The following is a 19,122-nucleotide window of genomic DNA, read 5'->3' as shown; positions in this document are numbered from 1 at the left end:
CGCCAACGAGTTGAAAAGAGAACGCCGCTTACGCGGCGTTTTTTTTGCCTGAAAATCAGTTACCGCCGGTTCGGCGCTGTAACTGATCGCGCAGATTAGGCGGTGTGCCTTTGATGGTCAGGGTATCGGTCGCGGGATCCCAAAAAATGCGCTCGCCCAGTAGCATGGCATCAAAATTCAGCGTCAGGCCGCCACCGCTGCCAGCAAACTTGGTCAACTGGCGTAATGTGCTACGGTCAGCCGGGAAATGCTCTTCCAACTCATAACCCTGCTCCTGGGTAAAGGCCTGGAAGGTTTTCTCTCCCAGCGGCGGCAGTTCACTGGAAAGATCTTCCAGCGCAATCTCCTCACCCGCCTGCAGTTGGTCGTTGCAGTAGCTGTAAACCTGCTGACGATAGTTCTGGCGCTCGTTCTTATCGAGATTCGATTCCGCGCAGTAATCATCTACCGCCTGCAGCAACCCCCGGTTCTGTGCTTTGGTATCGAGTCCAACGCTGGCACCGAGGAAATCCATAAAGAAATCGGCCACTTTGCGCCCGACGCGTCCACGCAGGAAGGTCAGATAACGGGTGGATTCTGGGTTGGTTTCCCATTCAGTAAGATCGATACGCGCCACAATATCCGCATGATTAATATCGAGATAATGAGTGCTGCTAATATCCAGTTGTTCATTGACGCGCATGCTTGACTGGCTGCTCAGCATCGCCACCAGCAAATACTCCACCGCCAGATAGCGATAGTGCAGGAACAGCACCACGCCACTTTCCGCAAACGGATATTTGCCCAGCTCATCACGCAGACGCCCGGTCGCGGCACGGCTAAAGGCCAGAAAGTCATCTTCCCCTTTGCGGCAATTGCGCAGCGCATCGGCCAGTTCACTCTCTTCATTAAACAGGCCATAGGCTTTGCTTTTGGCGCTGTACACCCGATGCAGCTCTTCTGCCATCTCTTCTACCGCACGGGTCGCGGGCAGCAAAGTGTCGCGCAGGACCACCTCAAGCTGGTTTTCATCACGTTTGACTAACTGATGCAGGGCAATCTGGTCGATATCCAGACTCATGGTAGACTCTCCTTTGGGCTCAGGCGCGTATTCAAACACCGCCCGCCGCTGCTTTCAACTCCACGCACAAACTGATCGCTCTGCTTGCGATTTAATTGCGGAAAAAAGCGCGTTGTTACGGTAATATACCGCCTTTTCACACTTGATTAGTCGACGATATGCCACAATCATCCCGTTATAGCGACGAGCGCGTAGAGAAGCTTCTCGCGCAGATGGCGCAGATTCTTGAAAAAGACAAAGCGCCAACCGACCTTTCCCTGATGGTGTTAGGGAACATGGTAACCAATTTGATTAACACCAGTGTCTCGCCGGCCCAGCGCCGCAGCCTGGCGAAATCTTTCGCGGAAGCGTTGCAGTCTTCCGTTCGCGATGACAACGCCCACTAAATTGCAGATCTGACCTCATAAATATGGTAACCAACCGGCAGCGCTACCGCGAAAAAGTCTCCCAGATGATCAGCTGGGGGCACTGGTTTGCCCTGTTTAACATCATCTTCGCGCTGATTTTAGGCAGCCGCTACCTGTTGGTCGCCGACTGGCCCGCCTCGCTTGCGGGCCGTATTTATGCCTATACCAGCTGGATTGGCCACTTTAGCTTTATTGTGTTTGCCGGTTATCTGCTGATTATCTTCCCACTCACCTTTGTGGTGATGTCACAGCGATTGCTTAGGGTGCTGTCGGCGATTATCGCCACTGCCGGGCTGACGCTGATTATGGTCGATAGCGCGGTATTCAACCGCTTCCACCTCCATCTGAATCCGGTGGTGTGGGAGTTGGTCATCAACCCCGACCAAAGCGAGATGGCGCGTGACTGGCAGCTGATGTTTATTAGCGTACCGGTCATCTTCCTCGTGGAGATGTTGTTTGCCACCTGGAGCTGGCAGAAGCTGCGCAGCCTGAATCGACGCTCATTTGGTAAGCCGCTGGCCGCGCTGTTTATCTGTGCTTTCTTTGCCAGCCATCTGCTGTATATCTGGGCCGACGCCAATTTCTATCGCCCGATTACCATGCAGCGCGCCAATCTGCCGCTCTCCTATCCGATGACCGCGCGACGCTTTCTTGAACGCCATGGCTTGCTGGATGCGCAGGAGTATCAGCGTCGTCTGGTGCAACAGGGTGATCCTGAGGCGCTGTCAGTGCAGTATCCGCTGAGTGATATCACCTTCCGCGATGGCGGCACACGCCACAACCTGCTGCTGCTAACCGTTGATGGTTTGAGTCATGACAATCTGGATAAGGCAATGCCATCGCTGAATCAGTTTGCCAGTGACAACGTACGCTTTACCCAACACTACAGTGCCGGGATTGCGCCGGAGAAAGGCATGTTCGGGCTGTTTTACGGCATCTCCTCCAGCTATATGGACGGCGTACTTGCCGCGCGCATGCCTTCGGCGTTACTCGGTGCGCTAAATTCGCAGGGGTATCAGTTTGGTCTGTTCTCCTCCGATGGTTTCAGCCAACCCTTGTATCGCCAGGCGCTGTTAGCGGATTACAGCCTGCCAGAGGCGGATGCTCAGCCAAACAGCACGACGGTGAACCAATGGCAAAACTGGCTCAACGGCCAGAAAGCCGAGGGTGCGCCCTGGTTCTCCTGGATTTCACTTGATGGCGTCAACGTGACTGGCGAAAGCATTAAAGCGCGTCAGCGCAGCTATTTGCGCCAGGCTAACAGCGTTGATGAGCAAATTGCGGCCGTGCTACAGACGTTGCAGCAACGCGATTTGCTCAAAAATACCGTGGTGGTGATTACCGCCCAGCGTGCGGTTACGCCGGATAATGATGATAATCCGGGCAACCGTGCAACGTTACGGGTGCCTCTGGTGGTGCACTGGCCGAATACGCCGGCGCAGACCATCGATCGTCTAACCGATCAGCAGGATGTGATGACGACGTTGATGCAACGTCTGCTGCACGTGCGCACCAATCCGGCCAATTATTCACAGGGTGAAGATCTGTTTGCTGCTCAACGCAGTCACAACTGGGTCGCCAGTAGTGAAGAGGGCAAACTGGTGGTGACAACGCCAACCGTGACGCTGGTGCTGAATAACAACGGCAGTTATAGCGCCTACGATGCTCAGGGTAACAAACTGAAGGATCACAAACCGCAGCTGGCATTACTGCTACAGGTATTGACGGAAGAGAAGCGCTTTACCGCAAACTGATTAATTATGAGGCAGTTAAAACCTGCGCATATTGCAATCGTGAGCGGAACCAGTAGACTACTTCTCCACGTTCGGCACGTAGCGCAGCCTGGTAGCGCACGGTCATGGGGTGTCCGGGGTCGGAGGTTCAAATCCTCTCGTGCCGACCAAAATCCTATAAAAAAGCAGCCCTTAAGGTTGCTTTTTTGCTTTCTGAAGGCCGCTATCCTCTATCACGCTGCGCCAGCCATTCGTCACGCGTCAGTTCCCAGGTGCCCGCCGGTAACTCGCCCTCAACAAAAGTTTTGCGATAGGTATCCACTAACCGCATGCCAGTGCGTTCCGAGATGCGACGAGAAGCCAGATTATCCATCGCCTTGGGCACACGCAGACGCGTCTGATCGAGATGGATAAACCAGAATTCGGTGACTGCTGCGCAGGCTTCACTCATCAATCCCTGCTTCTGCCATTCGGGCACCAACCAGAATCCCCGGTTATCTTCCGGCCCCAGACGCAGTGAGATTAAACCAATCAGACTGTTGGGATCAGATCGATGGCGAAGGCTCCAGTGCCACGCCTGCCCTGCTTTCATTGCAGGCAGCGCCATACCCTCAATATATTGACGGGCGCCATCAGCGGGATAAGGCCAGGGCACAGAACCGATCAAATGCCGCACGATTTCCCAGCGCGGGAAAACCTGCTGTACCTGAATCGCATCTTCGCTTCGCAGCGGTTGCAGCAGTAAACGGGGCGTTTCCAGACGCGGTATTTCCATAACAACCTCCTTGGTTAACCCATTCAGTATTATCGTAAAACGGCCTGAGTGGGAAATCTTCTCGGAAATAATCAGTCAGTTACCGAAAGCAATCAAAGCGGAGCGGGATCACATTTTTCGTCAAATATGACAGCATTTCATCTGATTGAAACAAAACTGTCATACTGTTTAATTACTCTTATCCTTCCTGTTTTTCGATGGACACTTATTATGGTCATCAAAGCTAAAAACCTGCAGGACGCGGAAGAACTCCTGCATTCAGGTATCAGTAAAGTTGAACTGGCTTACGATATCGGCAGCGACGATTTTTTCCGCCTGGCTTCGCGGTGGTGTGACCGCGGTGCGCGTATAACTAAAGGCAACGAGCACTTTGTGGTACAGATCAAAGGCATGTCAATTCCGCCTAATCACTAAACGTGGGTGAGCCGTTTTGGCTTGCTCTTTTCACGGCTGACGGGTAAAAATAGCGTTTTAACCGTCAGCCGTGATGCTTAATGTTTGCTTCTGAAATTCCCCTGGCACTGACCCCCTCTCCGTTTATTACCGCTGCGGCTATGACAAGCTCTCCGCTCCCTATTGCGTGGTGTGAATTTAATCAGCAGGCATGGCACAGCGATCTGCATCAACACTGGCAGCTCCCGCTACCACTGGCGTTACACAATGCCGTCACCAAGCGTAAAGCTGAGCATTTAGCCAGTCGCTGGCTGGCGCAGCAGATGCTGGCGCGCTTCGCGATGCCTGACTTTATCCTGCGTAATGCGCCCGATCGCTCGCCTGTATGGCCGGTGGGGATTCAGGCCTCACTTTCGCATTCGCAGCAAATGGCCGTCATCGCGGCAACGCAGGCGCCCCTATGTATAGGCGTTGATGTTGAGCAATTGATGGCAGAACAGACCGCAGAGGAAACGGCGGAGATGCTGATGAGCCGTGCAGAGCGTCAACGGTTAACCGCCGCTGCACTGCCGTTTGCAGCGGCGGCTACTTTGCTGTTTTCACTGAAAGAGAGTGTCTATAAAGCGTTGTGGCCACAGTTGCATCAGCCGATGGATTTTCTGCACGCGGAGTTGCTGGAGTGGGATTTGACGCAAGGCCGCGCCACGCTCACGTTGACGCAGGACTTTTCACGCGAGTTTAACGCCGGTACTCGCCTGCAGGCGCACTTCTGGCGACGCGGCGACCGCGTTATCACGCTGATCGCTCACCCCCTGAATAACCCATAAAAAAACCGGCTCAGAATCAATCTAAGCCGGTGACAACACAAGACGACAGAAGTGTTCCAGGGAGACAGAGACGAGGAATCTCTGTTGAAACTCACCTTACTCGCCTGGCAACACCTTGCCCAATAAGGCTTTTTGCTAAGCTTTCCCGGCAGATGTTAATGGCCGGTGTCGGTGCGCTTCACCGCATCCAGCGTAGCCATCTCACGTTCGTTACCGGTGAGTTCACTCAGCTGGCCTTCGCGCATCTCCAGCAAGCGGTCGGCGTGAATGAAGTAGTGATCATCATGGCTAATAGCAAACACGGTTTTGCCCGACGCCTGCAGCCAGGGCAGCAGTTCGCGGTAGAAGATGCGGCGGAAATGCGGGTCCTGATCGGCAGCCCACTCATCCAGCAGCAAGATGTCGCGTTCCTCTGCCGCTGCCAGCAGCAACGCCAGTCGCTTGCTTTGCCCTTTAGAGAGCTGCAGATTCAGCACCTTATTGCCTTGCAGCTTCAGTTTATCCTGCATCTTCAGGCGTTCCAGCCACTGCTGCACCAGCCCAGGATTCGCTGGCTGACCGCCGTGACCGATCAGGCGATCAAACAAATGCACATCGGTAAACACCGCTGAGAAGTGTTTGCGGTAAGCATCGAGGTTATGCCAGTCAACCACTTTGCCATCCAGCAGCAAACTGCCCGATTGAGGCTGATAAAGCCCGGTCAGCAACATCGCCAGCGTTGACTTGCCACTGCCGTTGCCCCCAATCAGGAACACTAACTCACCGCGACGCAGCGTCAGATTAATCGGGCCAACCTGGAAACCGTGATCGCCATAATGGAAGCAGACATCGCGCAGTTCCAATGTTTGCCAGTTACTCACCTGTGGCAGCACTTTGAACTGTGCATCGTAAGGCGCGAGATCGAAGGTGTTGATTTTACGGAAGGCGACCTGCGCACTGAGCAAGGTCGGCAAGGCACCCACCGCCGCCAGTAACGGCGTGCGCAGGAACAGCAGCGTCAGTGAATAGGTGGCGGCCACCGCCGTGTTCGCCCAACCCAGACCGTTAGCCATAAAGAACACAATGCCAATCGCGCCCAGCATCATGATATTTGACCAGTTAACCGCGCTGAGATGGAAGGTATCGGCACGAACGATATGATGACGATAGCTTGTGGCGTTTTCCTGATAGACGTTGTCGTAAATCAGTTGAGCGCGCTCGCGGTTAAGCTGTAGCTCTTTGCGTCCTTCAATAATGGTCTGGAAATCACGATAGAGATCGTCTTCGATTTCACGCAGCTTCGCCATGTGTTGATAAACGCGTGACACCAGCAGCCAGCCGCCAACCAGCGTGATCACTAACCACAGCGAGGTGATCAGCAGCATTTTAGGTGACAGCCACGCCAGATAGAGCGCGGAACCCAGGGTAATAATGATGCCCTGAATCAGTTCCGGCAGGCGGACAAAGGCGATGGTGATGGCACGCACATCACTGGTGAGTCCCGCCAGCAGTTGCGCGTTACCTATCTGCTCAATGCGTTCGACGCGAGTATCGAGGATACGTTTGATGAATTCGCCGCGCAGGCGCCAGACAAAGTGATGACCAAGCTGAGTCAACGCCAGTTGCGATCCCAGCGTCACGGCCATCAGCAGAAACAGCTGCCCCAGAAAACTCGGCAGCACAGAAATCGAGGTATTTACCGCGACGATCAGCTCGTTATTGATATAGGCGATTAAGCCGATGCCGAGCGCGGCGCTTAACAGCGTAAGCAGAATGACACCAATAAAAGGCCAGCGATACTGGCGATAAACCACATGCAGCAATGCCATTAACAGATTCCGGAGGTCAACCAAGCAGCCTGCAGTTTAATGGCGCTCCGGATGATAGCAAGATTAATTCTCATTCACCGCGCCGTTAGTGGGCGCGGCGGAAAGTGAGATTAAAGCGAAAGGCGCCCGCTGCCGGGTGAATACCGGGTTTGAGCGGCAGAATGCCGTGATAACGCAAGCGTGAGGGGCCGCCCCACACCACGATATCACCGTGCTCCAGCAGCACCCGCTGCGTGGCATCACCGCGCTCAAAACCACCAAACTGGAACACCGCTGGCAGGCCTAATGACACTGAAACTATCGGCTGACGCAAGTCCCTCTCGTCCTTGTCCTGGTGCAAGGTGAGTTTGGCACCGGGTTCATAGCGGTTGATTAAGCAGGCATCCGGGTTAAAGCCGGGGAATCCCGCTTCCTGCGCAGTTTGTTGCGCCAGCGTGCGAAACAGCGCAGGCATCGGCGGCCATTTGTGCCCACTGGCATTATCCTGCTCCGTGTATTGGTAGCCGCGCGAATCCGTTGACCAGCCTAAGTCGCCACAGTTGGTCATCGCCACCGACATGCGATGCCCGCCCGGCGTGATGCGGTGAGCAAAGGGATTTTGCCCGGCAATCTCCTGTATCGCCGCCAGCAATGCGTCCGCTTCATCGCGCGCGCGGCGCCGTAAAATCACCGCGCCTTCCGCTAACGGTTCCTGCCAGGGTGCTTCTTCACTAAACAGATCCAACATCTGCGCCTCCTGCCGTTATTTGCTTTCCTGATCGATCAGGAAGGATTTGAACTGGGGTGACATCCAGTGCGTAAAGCCGTCACCCTGCTTGCTGATCAGATAAACCGCCAAATGTTCCTTGATTGCCAACGCTTGTGCCCGTTCGCTGCCCAGCACCATCAACCCGGTATCCCAGCCATCGGCTTCCAGCGCGGTAGTCGCAATCACGGTGGCCGACACCAGTTTATGTTCGATGGGGCGTCCGGTCGCGGGATCGATAACGTGCGAAATGCGTTTGCCGTCCAGTTCATAATAGTTGCGATAGCTGCCTGAGGTGCTGATTCCGTGCCCCTGTAAGTCAACGCGCGCTTCGACGGCGTTTTCACGATCGGTGGGTTTCTGGATCGCCACACGCCAGGGTTGATTGCTGGCATTCTGCCCACGGGTTAGTACTGCGCCCCCCACCGACACCAGATAGTCGGTAATGCCCTGCTGCTCCATCAATCGTGCCAGATGATCGGTGGCATATCCCTCCCCCATGGTCGAAAGATCGACATCCAGCGCGGGCAGATCTTTCTGCAACCACTGCCCCTCCACGCTCTGGATCACATGCAAATGTTGTAAGCCGGTTTGCGCTTTCGCTGCGTCAATCTGCGCCTGGCTCGGGGTGTGCGCAGGCTGTTTCGTGGGCCCGAACCCCCACAAATTGACCAGCGGGCCGACGGTGATATCCATCGCACCCTCGGTTTTATGACCGATGCGCAGGGCTTCAACCACGATATCCGCCATATCCGCGCTCACCGGCTGCGGCTGATCACCCTGATACTGGTTGAAGCGCGACAAAACTGAATCCTGCTTCCAGGTGGAGAGTTCATGATCATCACGATCAAGCTGCTGCTGAATAGCCTGCTGCAAAGCGGCCTGCCGTTGGGGATCGACGCCCGCCAGGCTGACGCGCCACTGGGTGCCCATGGTTTTCCCTTCCAGCACCAGTGCGCTACGGGAGGCCTGCTGGTCGCAGCCGAACAACGCGCTGGTGATAACGCCAATTAGCAGAATATTCTTAATACTCATCACTTCCTCATCTGTAACTCATTAATTCATCCTGTTTCAAAGCATAAACCGCTTGTAAAACAGGCTAAAGCTGCTTGATGTTCATACCTGACTTGCACAGGATTGAGCGTTCAAGCCCCCCAACCGCACAGGAGCGACAGATGATTTTTATGATTCTCGCTGTATCCGCCGTTCTGTTCATCTTCGGGACTTTCCGCTGCTGGCAACACTATCGCCATCGCCTGATTCAGCATTACCCCTCGCGCAAACGTTAAATTTTTGCACCATGGATTAATGATATGCACCGCTTCAGCGCTGCCGGAGTGTAGCAAATCAGATTGAGGCCGCGTGGCGCTGAGAGCGGTGACCTGGCATGAATTCTGCACCGTTGAGACTGAGTTGAACATCAGCGAGGTGCAAAATGAATAAGACAAAAACCCAACAAACCTGGCAACACTGGTTGCGCTTCTCCGCGTTTACGCTGGCAGGCGTCGCAATGGAAGGCAGCACACCCACGCCCCATACGTCGGTAGTGCCCGCGCCAAAAGCCAAAAAATGGCGCACTGTATCGTAATCTCATTTCTCCGCTCGCCCAGGCCCGGATAGTCATCCGGGCGTCTTCCTGCCTTACAGTGAAACAGAGACTCTTCTGCCGCTATCGGTCAGCCGTTAAAAAAGAAAATCCCTGAGAAGTTGCCAGCATAAAGGCAGTTTGAGGCTGCACAGATGATGTTGCTGGTCGACGGTGCCATTGTGCGAATACAGAGGAGGAAACAGGCAAAGGAGATCGTGGAGGTATGACTAAGTGCGTTAATGCAACAAATGCAGTAGCGGCGACCCGAAGCCCGCCGAGGGCGCACCATGGCGCGCCCTACCAAGCTGCAACTTAGAACTGGTAAACCAGGCCCAGTGCCACAATGTCGTCGGTGTTGATACCGGCCGCATTGGTGAAGTTGTTGTCGTCCAGCATGTTGATCTGGTAATCAACATAGGTCGACATATTTTTGTTGAAGTAGTAAGTCGCACCCACATCAACATATTTTTTCAGGTTCTGATCGCCGTAGTTCTGCACGTTGCCGCGAGAAGAAACGAACGCCAGGGATGGGCGCAGACCGAAGTCGAACTGGTACTGTGCCACCAATTCCCAGTTATCCGCCGTATCCGCATAACCGTATGAGGTCGCATCGCTTGAGCCAAAGCGCGTCGCGTTGTACGAACGGGTGTACATCGCGGCCAGATACACGTTGTTGGCGTCATATTTCAGGCCACCGGTGTAAGCAGAAGCTTTATCACCACGACCCAGGATAGCGCCGGTGTTCTGGTTGTTAGTACGGTCAGACTGGAACATCGCTGCACCGATACCGAAACCGGAGCCGATGTCATAAGTGGTGCTCAGGCCGTAACCATCACCGTTCTCACCCAGCACATCACGACCGCTAGAGGATTCAGTTGGGTTGTCATTTTTGCCCTGATACTGGACTGCAAAGTTCCAGCCATCCACCAGGCCAAAGAAGTTGGTGTTGCGGTAGGTCGCCATGCCGTTACCGCGCTGGAACATGTAGTTGTCCGCGCCGTAGGTATCGCCACCGAACTCTGGCAATACGTCAGTCCAGCCCGAAACATCATAGATCACGCCATAGTTACGACCGTAGTCGAATGAACCGGCATCACCGAATTTCAGCCCCGCAAAACCGACACGCGTAAAGCTGTTGGCGGTGCCTTCGTTTTCAGAGGTGTTAAGGGCAGCCTGGTATTCCCACTGGCCGTAACCGGTCAGTTGGTCTGTGACCTGAGTTTCACCTTTGAAACCGAAACGCAGGTAAGACTGATCACCGTCTGAACCTGAGTTGTCGGAGAAATAGTGCAGACCATCGACTTTACCGTAGAGGTCTAATTTGTTGCCATCTTTGTTGTAAATTTCAGCTGCGCTTGCTGAACCTGCAACCAGCAATGCAGGGATCATCAGGGAGAGAACGCGACGTTTCATTTTATTACCCTCTTTAATGTGCCTTTATTTATGCCACTGCAAACTGAACGATTAAAAATTCAGCCGGCAAGCCATTGTTATTTTATACGGGGCAATAATCTATCACGAAAATGATACTAAATTTCCAAAAGTGTTTCATTGTATTTAACAGTTATTTCCAAATGTAAATATCGTGGAACTAATAATCAGCACGGATCAACAAAGAATACAGCACATATTGGTAATCGATTATTTATACATTAAATAACAACAACTTAAATTGACACGCCCTGCCGCACTGAATGATAAAACTAAAGTCACTTCAGCGCATACAATTACTCCCGCTATCATCATTTATTTCATTATTCCCTTCATTCACCCCGAATGAGTTGTTTTACCCTAATTCCCGCCGGACATGTTTGTCCGGCATTTTTTTTGCCAAAATCACTCATCCCCGCGTAATTTTAAGTAAAGTTAGTTGATTGAGTTAAATTAACACAATCTCTCGGGCGCATTATTAGCTATTTTTCGCACTTTTTGTTCAATCGATAGCCATCATTCTGCAATGTTAATTTCTGTGCGTAATGAAGAATACTGGAATATGCTCTGGCCCAGACTCTCTCCTATTAGCCTACATGAGTCTCCTCTTATTCAATTGGTTAAGGCAAAGTGCAGCGCTGATTTATTACCGATGATGATTTTATATTCGTCCTTTTCCATCATGAAATTTCAATTCGCGACCGATTGATCGCGGCAGGAAGGCCGTGAAAGTGCCAGGAAAGTTCTGGAAAAGCGTCACGCCACGCCAAAACTCGGTAATATGCCTGTTTCTGTCGCTCATCTTTTCTGAACTCATCGGTTTTGAACTGCGGTGAGACGTCAGCTTTAATGCTAAACTTCGTCGCTTTGACGGCTATTGAAAAAGACTTTTATGACAGCACTGGACGCCGCACAGCACAATCATTTGCATCAGCGTGTCAACATGGGTACACGCATCGTCTTTCTGATCGCCGGACTTTGCATGTCGGCATGGGCGCCACTGGTTCCCTTTGCCAGCCAGCGTCTGGCACTGAGCGGCGCATCGTTAGGTGGGCTGCTGCTGTGCCTCGGTGTGGGATCGCTCGCAGCGATGCCGATTACCGGTGCGCTGATTGCCCGCGTGGGCGGCCGTCGGGTGATGTTATGTTCCACGTTAGTGGTGCTGACGATCCTGCCACTGCTCACTCTGCTAAATGTGATGTGGTTGATGGCTGCGGCACTGATGATCTTCGGTGCCGGGTTAGGCATGCTGGATGTCGCCATGAATGTGCAGGCCGTTGAAGTGGAGAAAGCAGCACGCAAGCCGATGATGTCGGGTTTCCATGGTTTCTTCAGCCTGGGCGGGATTATTGGTGCCGGTAGCGTCAGTTTATTGCTGGCCAGTGGTCTCTCGCCCCTGCATGCTGTCGCGGTGGTGATGGTGTTAATCGTGGTGCTGCTGGTGATCAGCCTGCCAACGTTAATGACTGAACGGTTGCATCAGCCCGATCAACCCTGGCTGGTGATCCCACGCGGTTGGGTCGCTTTCCTGGGGTTACTGTGCTTCATTCTGTTTTTGGCAGAAGGCGCGGTGCTTGACTGGAGCGCACTGCTGTTACTGCAAAACACAGAGATGGACGTAGCACATGCGGGATTGGGCTATGCCATCTTCTCCGTGGCGATGACAATTGGCCGTCTCACCGGTGATAAAGTCATTCAACGTTTTGGTCGCTATCCCGTCATGGTCACGGGTGCGTTAGCCGCTGCAGCGGGTATGACGCTGGCGGTGTTACTGCCGTGGCCACAGGTTGCACTGCTGGCTTTCCTGCTGGTGGGATTCGGCTTAGCCAACACCGTGCCAATGCTGTTTAATGCGGCCGGGAATCAACACGATATGCCGTCGAATCTGGCGATTTCTGCCATGACAACATTAGGCTATGCAGGTATTCTTTCAGGTCCGGCTCTAATCGGATTTATTTCCCAGTGGCTCAGTTTGAGTGGCGCATTTTTATTGATCGCCCTGCTGCTGCTGGCCGTTGCCGCCAGTGCTCGCCTGGTGGCGCGCTAATCGCAGGATCCTGAGACACTATGCTGCCTTATAAATTTCCGCTGACCTCGGGTAACGTCACCCGCTTCTTCGTGGTGTTCAACCTGGTGCTGTTTCTGGCCCTGGGAGCTATGGTGCACAACAGTGTTAACGCCTGGCTTACTGAGAAGCGTTACGCGATGACCGATTTAGCGCGTGCCGTACAAAAACGCATCGACGCTTCGCGTTTCGCGACCTGGCAGATTTATGAAAATCTCGCCACCAGTGCGGCCGGATCTGCACCCAACACCAATCTTCTGGAAACCCGCCTGCGCCCGGATGTTTACTACCTGGAAAAGACGCGCCGTAAAACGGAGGCGCTGATCTTTGGCTCCCACGACAGCAGCACGCTGGATATGACGATGCGCATGTCCAACTACCTCGATACGCTGTGGGGTGCAGAGAATCCCACCTGGTCGATGTATTTCCTCAATGGCCAGGACAACAGCCTGATCATGATCTCGACGCTGCCATTAAAAGACATGGCAACGCGTTATAAAGAGAGCGCTATTAATACGCTGGTCGACAGCCGCCGTGCCGAGATGCTGCAACAGGCCAATGCGCTGGACGAACGTGAAAGCTTCTCACCGCTGCGCCATTTCGCCTGGCAGAACGATCACTACTTTACCCTGCGCACCACCTTCAACCAGCCTGGTCACCTCGCCACGGTGGTCGCTTTTGATCTGCCGATCAACGATTTGATCCCGCACAGCATGCCGCTGGAAAATTTCCAGTTGATTCAGGATGCCACGCAATCTTCCAGCACCAGCAGCGACGATGCCACTAGCGAAACGACATCTGTTTCACTCGCGAATCCTAATCTCGTCATTGCGGCGTCACTGCCCAGCACTTCGTTACAGTTAGTATATCGCGTGCCGCTCACCAGCCTCGCTTTGGATACCCTGCATAATCTGATGTGGCCGCTGTTGATCAATCTGGTGCTGTTACTGCTCTCGATTGCCGGCATTACTTTATTGCGTCAGCAGTCATTGCGCCCGAACGAGAACCAAAGCGCCGAGTTAGATTCGCTGCGCATGCTGAATGAAGAGATTGTTGCGAGCCTGCCGGTGGGTTTGCTGGTGTATGACTTCGCTACCAATCGCACGCTGTTGAGCAACAAGATTGCTGAGCATCTGTTACCCCATCTGAACCTGCAGAAAATCATCAATATGTCCGATCAGCATCAGGGCGTGCTGCAGGCCACCATCAACAACGAGGTGTACGAGATCCGCCACGCCCGTAGCGTGCTGTCACCGCATACTCAGCTGTTTATGATGCGCGATCAGGACCGTGAATTGCTGGTGAATAAAAAACTGCAGAAGGCACAGCAGGTGTTGGATCGTAATCATCAGATGCGTCAGCAGCTGATGCAAAATCTCGGTCACGCCCTCAACCGTCCGCTGGAGAGTATGGTGGCGCAACTGGTGCAACTCAGCCAGCGTGATGAAGACGAAAGCGTGCTGGATTTGCTTGATGAAAGTCAGGGCCTGTCTCGTTTGGTCGATGACATTGTATTGCTGAACCGCCTGGAAGCACACGACTGGTCGCCGGATGCTAGCGTGTTCAATTTGCAGGAGTTGCTGGATGACATCGCGCTGGAGAGCCTACCGCTGATGCGCCGTAAAGGGTTGGCGCTGGTGGTCAACAACCATCTGGCCAACGACGAGATGCGCTTTGGCGATCGCCGTGCACTGCGCAAAGTCCTGACCACCCTGATGCACTATGCGCTCACCACCACGCAGTGGGGCAAAATTACGCTGGAGATTAAGGCCAGCGAGAACAAACCTAACTCAGTGCTGCTGCAACTGGTGGATACCGGCTCAGGCCTGAGTGTCGATGAGCTGGCCAATGTTGATTTCCCGTATCTGGGCGAAACCACCCAGGATCGTTACGGTCAGGCCTCTGGCATGGCATTTTTCCTCTGCAAGCAGCTGTGCAAGCAAATGGGTGGCCAGCTGGAGATCATCGCCAAACCCGATATCGGCACACGCTATAATATTCAACTGCCCCTCGCGCTGGAACTACAAGGCGAGCAGGAAGAGAAGCTGCTGGAAGGTGTAACCGCACTGGTCGATATCGCCGTCGAGGATGTGCACAAAATTGTTTGCCGCCAGTTAGAAAACTGGGGAGCGAATTGCCTGACCTCTGACGAACGTTTATCCGGTCAGGATCATGATGTGCTGATCACTGACGATCCCGCCCGCCTCAATGGCTGGGCTCTGCTATTAGCCGGTGACGAAATGGGTCACCACGCATTGAACGATCAGCAATACCGGGTCAATTTCAATCTCAGCAATGCGCTGCTTGACGCACTGCTGGCACTGATTGAAAAGCAAATGGCTCATGATTTGATGGAGGAAAGTAGTGAAGATGAGGCTGCCACGCCGCTGTTGAGCGGAGGCTATTTCCAGCTGTTTACCGAGACAGTACCGCCTGATGTGAAGAGACTGTATACTGAGGCAGCGGAGAAGGATTATCCCTCGCTTGCTCAGACTGCACATCGCCTGAAAGGCGTGTTCGCCATGCTAAATCTGGTTCCAGGTAAACAGCTTTGTGAAGAGTTAGAAAATCACATAAAACTATGTGAAGATTTAACCATTATAAATACCACCAGTGAAATTGACGCATACGTCAACCAACTGCTGCAGCAAGGTAACCCATAAGATGAATAACCTGAATGTAATTATTGCCGATGACCATCCGATTGTTCTGTTCGGTATCCGTAAGTCTCTGGAACAGATCGAATGGGTCAACGTTGTAGGTGAGTTTGAAGACTCAACAGCACTGATTAACAGCTTGTCCAAACTGGATGCTAACGTTCTGATTACCGATCTCTCTATGCCAGGCGAGAAATACGGTGATGGCATCACACTGATTAAGTACATCAAACGTCACTATCCGGATCTCTCAATTATCGTTTTGACCATGAACAATAACCCAGCGATCCTGAGCGCCGTATTGGATCTGGATATCGAAGGGATTGTACTGAAGCAAGGTGCACCGACCGATCTGCCAAAAGCGCTGGCAGCCCTGCAGAAAGGCAAAAAATATACGCCTGAAAGCGTGGCGAAACTGCTGGAGAAAATCAGTGCTGGCGGTTACGGAGACAAACGTCTGTCGCCGAAAGAGAGTGAAGTTCTGCGCCTGTTTGCCGAAGGTTTCCTGGTAACGGAAATCGCTAAAAAACTGAACCGCAGTATCAAAACCATCAGTAGCCAGAAGAAATCGGCGATGATGAAGCTCGGGGTGGAAAATGATATCGCCCTGCTGAATTACCTCTCTTCCGTGAGCGCGACTCAGGTTGAAAGAGATTAAGATGTAAAAAAGGCGCACTTCGGTGCGCCTGTTCTTCTGTACTACCCTTTCCTGCTTTTTCTTACCCGCTCGGCATAGATTGCCAACGTCGATTTCAACACATCAAGCGTAACAGGCTTGGATAGGCAATTATCCATCCCGGCATCCATACAGCGCTGCTTCTCTTCTGCCAACGCATTGGCCGTCACCCCAATCACCGGGAAGGCATGGCCCAACTGACGCAGGCGCTGCGTCAGGCGATAACCATCCATATTCGGCATATTGACGTCACTCAGCACAATATCAATGTGATTACGGCTTAGCACGTTCAGCGCATCGACCCCATCCTGTGCGGTTTTGGTTTGATAGCCCAGTGTGCCGAGTTGCTCGGAGAGCAACATACGGTTAATCGGGTGATCATCAACAATCAGTACCATAATGTCATCGTAACGGTTGGCCTCTTGCGGTGCGGCCAACTGCAACGGCGTGCTGGTTTCGCTATCAATATTGAGGCGATAGATGCGGCCAAGTAATGAAGGCAGATCGTGCAGCATCGCACTGCTCTGCACCCACTGACCCGGCGCGGTTTCCTGCGGCATGTCGATGTGCTGACCGCAGATGTGAATCTGCGCGCGCACGGCCTGTGACACCGTATCCTGATGGTCGCTAATAATCACATCGTCGCTACCGGCATTACCCTGATAATGCGCGATCGCAATACCCTGTTGCTGCAACAGACGCAGCAGGAAGACCGCGAGATAATCATTGCGCATATCCAGCCAGATGGCTTTTTCCTGCAAACCATCCAGCAGCGGCGGCGCAGGCTGTTGTCCAGCGTAAATGGGGATACGGATGATAAACTGGCTACCCATGCCCGGCTCAGAGTCGACCTCAATATCACCGTCCATCATGTTGATCAGCTTTTCACAGATTGCCAGACCCAGCCCGGTGCCCTGGAAGTTGCGCTGCACGCCAGAGCCCACCTGGAAGAAGGGATCGAACAGACGCGTCACTTCTTTCGCTGGAATACCGACGCCGGTATCGCGCACGCGGAAGGCTAAATACCCATCTTTGACATAAGCATGCAGAATAATGCAGCCGGTATGGGTGAACTTGATCGCGTTATTCAGCAGGTTAGAAATGACCTGCTGCAGACGCATTGGATCGCCATCCATCGTCAGCGGCACATCATTTTCGATCATCACATATAACGTTAGACGTTTACGCACCACCAGCGACAGATAGTTGCTGGCGATGTGATTGACCACCTCACGCGGCGAGAACGGGCGCGGCTCAATCTTCAGCTGCTCCGACTCAATTTTCGAGAAGTCGAGAATATCACTGATGATTTTAAGCAGCAGGCTCGATGAGTTGTTCATCGCCGTCACCAGCGATTCCACACCTTTTGGCAACGACTTGGTTTGCAGCAGGTCGAGGTTACCGATGATGCCGTACAGCGGGGTGCGCAGTTCGTGACTGACGGTGGCAAGGAACATGGATTTGGACTGGCTGGCCTGTTCTGCCGCATGCGCCATCTCCTGCAACGACTGCTCCATGCGCACACGCGCTGAAACGTCCACCAGCACGCAAATTGCGACGTTTTCATTGCGATAGCGTGAATGCACAAAGCTGATTTGCAGGTTGGTATTGGTACCGGTGAGCACATCGACAAAGTTGACCTGCTGGCCCCCGATGATCTCATTGAGGCGCTGACGATCTTCCTGCGTCAGCAGCGTCAGATAGTTGTGAGCCAGTTCGTTACTCAGAATATTGGTGCCGTCGCTGGTGCGCAAAATACAGATACCGACCGGCGCCGAAGCGACAATTTTGCGGTTGAACTGCTCGTGCTCTTCCAGCCGATGTGCGTTATCTTCCGCTGGCAGGAACATACGGCGTTCGAATATCCATGCCAGCGTGAACAGGATCAATGCGCTGAAGATATTGAGCAACAGCGCGTTAATCAGCATCAGCTTGAGCTGATCCACCAGCACGTCAGTAGAGAGTGACCACACCACGTTAAGATTGGACGGCGGCAGCGGTTTCTTCAGGACTAACTGGCGATAGCTATCAAGATAACCAAACCAGGTGCTGTCATCCGGCAGATCGTCAAAAGAGTAGCCGGGGCCACCGCGACGCGAACTCAGCAACGGACGGTAGTTCTCATCAGTAATGGTGGCAACCAGCGGCAAGCCGCCCGGCTGAATAAACTCATCAAGACGGATATTTTGTTCCACGCCCAGCAACGCCTGTAGCTTGTTGGCCACATACACCGGCATCACCATGTAGAAATTACCGACACCAGGCTGGCTGCTCGGCGTAATCCAGTACATCGGATTACGCCGCTCTTCTTCATTGCCGCTGCGATAGTGCAGCACCCGCTCGCGCAGGGCTTTTAGGCTGCGTTCACGATCGACTGAATTGTTGTTACCAATGGCGAAATCGGCCAGACACTGATTTTCACCCCCAATAAAGAACACCCGGTTGAGTTCGTAAGCGGAGGTGAAGTTACTTTTCCAGTAGTTGATGAAGTAACCCAGCGAATCGAGCGAGTTACGCCAGGTGTTACTCATTGAAGTGCAATCACCATCAGAAAACAGCGGCGTGAACTGTGGCAAGGTACTTTTACCGGCAGGCAGGCCATTCAGCACGTCCAAACCGTTGCTACTGTTACTTAAGCGGTTTTCGGTGATGTATTTCAGTTCACGCATGACGTCGGCCGAGTGGCGTACATACCATTCCGCCTGGCCATAATTGGTGTCAAATTCCTGGCGAACCGCGTTCTCTTTTTCGTGCAGTACGTTGATGATGAAGAAGGTAGTCAGCAACGCACCCAACGTCCAAAGCAGCAGCGCCAGCGCACGGAACAGATAGCGCGAGATGCGAAGCGTAGTGCGAAAGGAGACGAGATATTTCAAAAGAGACTCACTGGAGGTAAGGGGTTGTCAGGAAGTTGAAAAACCCTCATACACTAGCTTTATCGGCCCGAAAAAGCCAGT

At 53.1% G+C, this 19,122-nt stretch carries 15 protein-coding genes and 1 tRNA gene; 9 read left to right on the top strand and 7 right to left on the bottom strand.

What is annotated here, in order from left to right:
* Positions 1-55: 55 nt before the first annotated feature.
* Positions 56-1,060 carry a nucleoid-associated protein YejK gene (gene yejK / locus CRO33_RS00645; RefSeq protein WP_034824985.1) on the bottom strand — a complete coding sequence of 335 codons (1,005 nt, stop codon included), beginning with the start codon at positions 1,058-1,060 and terminating at the stop codon, positions 56-58.
* Positions 1,061-1,218: 158 nt separating this feature from the next.
* Between yejK and CRO33_RS00640 the strand changes: the two genes are divergently transcribed.
* From CRO33_RS00640 to CRO33_RS00630, 3 genes are all read left to right on the top strand, one after another.
* The gene (locus tag CRO33_RS00640; protein WP_034824987.1) at positions 1,219-1,446 is read left to right on the top strand and encodes a YejL family protein; all 228 of its coding nucleotides are present in this window, start codon (positions 1,219-1,221) and stop codon (positions 1,444-1,446) included.
* Between the two features lie 23 nt (positions 1,447-1,469).
* On the top strand, positions 1,470-3,221 hold the full coding sequence (yejM, locus tag CRO33_RS00635) for an LPS biosynthesis-modulating metalloenzyme YejM (protein WP_097116597.1): 1,752 nt from the start codon (positions 1,470-1,472) through the stop codon (positions 3,219-3,221).
* A 72-nt stretch (positions 3,222-3,293) separates the two neighbouring features.
* Positions 3,294-3,370 (top strand) — tRNA-Pro (locus CRO33_RS00630).
* Positions 3,371-3,423: 53 nt separating this feature from the next.
* Here the strand turns inward: CRO33_RS00630 and CRO33_RS00625 are convergent.
* The gene (locus tag CRO33_RS00625) at positions 3,424-3,975 is read right to left on the bottom strand and encodes a GNAT family N-acetyltransferase (RefSeq protein ID WP_097116596.1); all 552 of its coding nucleotides are present in this window, start codon (positions 3,973-3,975) and stop codon (positions 3,424-3,426) included.
* A 210-nt stretch (positions 3,976-4,185) separates the two neighbouring features.
* Here CRO33_RS00625 and CRO33_RS00620 point away from each other — a divergent pair, with 210 nt between their 5' ends.
* The gene (locus CRO33_RS00620) at positions 4,186-4,389 is read left to right on the top strand and encodes a hypothetical protein (protein WP_034824993.1); all 204 of its coding nucleotides are present in this window, start codon (positions 4,186-4,188) and stop codon (positions 4,387-4,389) included.
* Positions 4,390-4,469: 80 nt separating this feature from the next.
* Positions 4,470-5,195, top strand: coding sequence for a 4'-phosphopantetheinyl transferase family protein (locus CRO33_RS00615; protein WP_097116595.1), 726 nt, complete (start codon positions 4,470-4,472; stop codon positions 5,193-5,195).
* A gap of 155 nt (positions 5,196-5,350) precedes the next feature.
* On the opposite strand, the gene CRO33_RS00610 is transcribed toward CRO33_RS00615, so the two are convergent.
* The 3 genes from CRO33_RS00610 to apbE all read right to left on the bottom strand — a co-directional run bounded on the left by CRO33_RS00610 (position 5,351) and on the right by apbE (position 8,783).
* Complete coding sequence (locus tag CRO33_RS00610) at positions 5,351-7,003, bottom strand: multidrug ABC transporter permease/ATP-binding protein (protein ID WP_097116594.1); 1,653 nt, start codon at positions 7,001-7,003, stop codon at positions 5,351-5,353.
* Between the two features lie 85 nt (positions 7,004-7,088).
* Positions 7,089-7,730, bottom strand: coding sequence for a DNA oxidative demethylase AlkB (alkB, locus tag CRO33_RS00605; RefSeq protein WP_097116593.1), 642 nt, complete (start codon positions 7,728-7,730; stop codon positions 7,089-7,091).
* A gap of 15 nt (positions 7,731-7,745) precedes the next feature.
* Positions 7,746-8,783 carry an FAD:protein FMN transferase ApbE gene (gene apbE / locus CRO33_RS00600; protein WP_097116592.1) on the bottom strand — a complete coding sequence of 346 codons (1,038 nt, stop codon included), beginning with the start codon at positions 8,781-8,783 and terminating at the stop codon, positions 7,746-7,748.
* Positions 8,784-9,183: 400 nt separating this feature from the next.
* On the opposite strand from apbE, the gene CRO33_RS24485 reads away from it, so the two are divergent.
* Positions 9,184-9,336, top strand: coding sequence for a hypothetical protein (locus CRO33_RS24485; RefSeq protein ID WP_176505708.1), 153 nt, complete (start codon positions 9,184-9,186; stop codon positions 9,334-9,336).
* A gap of 312 nt (positions 9,337-9,648) precedes the next feature.
* Here CRO33_RS24485 and ompC read toward each other — a convergent pair whose 3' ends face one another.
* Positions 9,649-10,749, bottom strand: a complete 1,101-nt coding sequence (gene ompC / locus CRO33_RS00595; RefSeq protein ID WP_097116591.1) for a porin OmpC — start codon at positions 10,747-10,749, stop codon at positions 9,649-9,651.
* 910 nt (positions 10,750-11,659) lie between these two features.
* Here ompC and CRO33_RS00590 point away from each other — a divergent pair.
* From CRO33_RS00590 to rcsB, 3 genes are read left to right on the top strand one after another with little or no spacing between them, the layout of a single operon-like run.
* Positions 11,660-12,814 (top strand): MFS transporter, encoded by a 1,155-nt coding sequence (locus CRO33_RS00590; RefSeq protein ID WP_097116590.1) that lies wholly within the window; start codon positions 11,660-11,662, stop codon positions 12,812-12,814.
* A 23-nt stretch (positions 12,815-12,837) separates the two neighbouring features.
* Positions 12,838-15,495, top strand: coding sequence for a phosphotransferase RcsD (gene rcsD / locus CRO33_RS00585; RefSeq protein WP_097117240.1), 2,658 nt, complete (start codon positions 12,838-12,840; stop codon positions 15,493-15,495).
* A 1-nt stretch (position 15,496) separates the two neighbouring features.
* The gene (rcsB, locus tag CRO33_RS00580; protein ID WP_034825012.1) at positions 15,497-16,147 is read left to right on the top strand and encodes a response regulator transcription factor RcsB; all 651 of its coding nucleotides are present in this window, start codon (positions 15,497-15,499) and stop codon (positions 16,145-16,147) included.
* A 41-nt stretch (positions 16,148-16,188) separates the two neighbouring features.
* Here the strand turns inward: rcsB and rcsC are convergent, their stop codons facing one another.
* Positions 16,189-19,041, bottom strand: a complete 2,853-nt coding sequence (gene rcsC / locus CRO33_RS00575; protein ID WP_097116589.1) for a two-component system sensor histidine kinase RcsC — start codon at positions 19,039-19,041, stop codon at positions 16,189-16,191.
* Positions 19,042-19,122: the final 81 nt, after the last annotated feature.

The sequence above is a fragment of the Pantoea sp. GL120224-02 genome, from assembly GCF_900215395.1.
Taxonomy (GTDB): domain Bacteria; phylum Pseudomonadota; class Gammaproteobacteria; order Enterobacterales; family Enterobacteriaceae; genus Pantoea; species Pantoea communis.
The sequence above is the reverse complement of the archived record's forward strand: the minus strand, read 5'-3'. Positions and strand labels throughout refer to the sequence as shown.

Coding starts and splice junctions, on each gene's coding strand:
- CRO33_RS00615 (WP_097116595.1), top strand. CDS start 4,470: ATGTTTGCTTCTGAAATTCCCCTGGCACTGACCCCCTCTCCGTTTATT.
- apbE (WP_097116592.1), bottom strand. CDS start 8,783: ATGAGTATTAAGAATATTCTGCTAATTGGCGTTATCACCAGCGCGTTG.
- yejK (WP_034824985.1), bottom strand. CDS start 1,060: ATGAGTCTGGATATCGACCAGATTGCCCTGCATCAGTTAGTCAAACGT.
- ompC (WP_097116591.1), bottom strand. CDS start 10,749: ATGAAACGTCGCGTTCTCTCCCTGATGATCCCTGCATTGCTGGTTGCA.
- yejM (WP_097116597.1), top strand. CDS start 1,470: ATGGTAACCAACCGGCAGCGCTACCGCGAAAAAGTCTCCCAGATGATC.
- alkB (WP_097116593.1), bottom strand. CDS start 7,730: ATGTTGGATCTGTTTAGTGAAGAAGCACCCTGGCAGGAACCGTTAGCG.
- CRO33_RS00610 (WP_097116594.1), bottom strand. CDS start 7,003: ATGGCATTGCTGCATGTGGTTTATCGCCAGTATCGCTGGCCTTTTATT.
- CRO33_RS24485 (WP_176505708.1), top strand. CDS start 9,184: ATGAATAAGACAAAAACCCAACAAACCTGGCAACACTGGTTGCGCTTC.
- CRO33_RS00590 (WP_097116590.1), top strand. CDS start 11,660: ATGACAGCACTGGACGCCGCACAGCACAATCATTTGCATCAGCGTGTC.
- rcsB (WP_034825012.1), top strand. CDS start 15,497: ATGAATAACCTGAATGTAATTATTGCCGATGACCATCCGATTGTTCTG.
- CRO33_RS00640 (WP_034824987.1), top strand. CDS start 1,219: ATGCCACAATCATCCCGTTATAGCGACGAGCGCGTAGAGAAGCTTCTC.
- CRO33_RS00625 (WP_097116596.1), bottom strand. CDS start 3,975: ATGGAAATACCGCGTCTGGAAACGCCCCGTTTACTGCTGCAACCGCTG.
- CRO33_RS00620 (WP_034824993.1), top strand. CDS start 4,186: ATGGTCATCAAAGCTAAAAACCTGCAGGACGCGGAAGAACTCCTGCAT.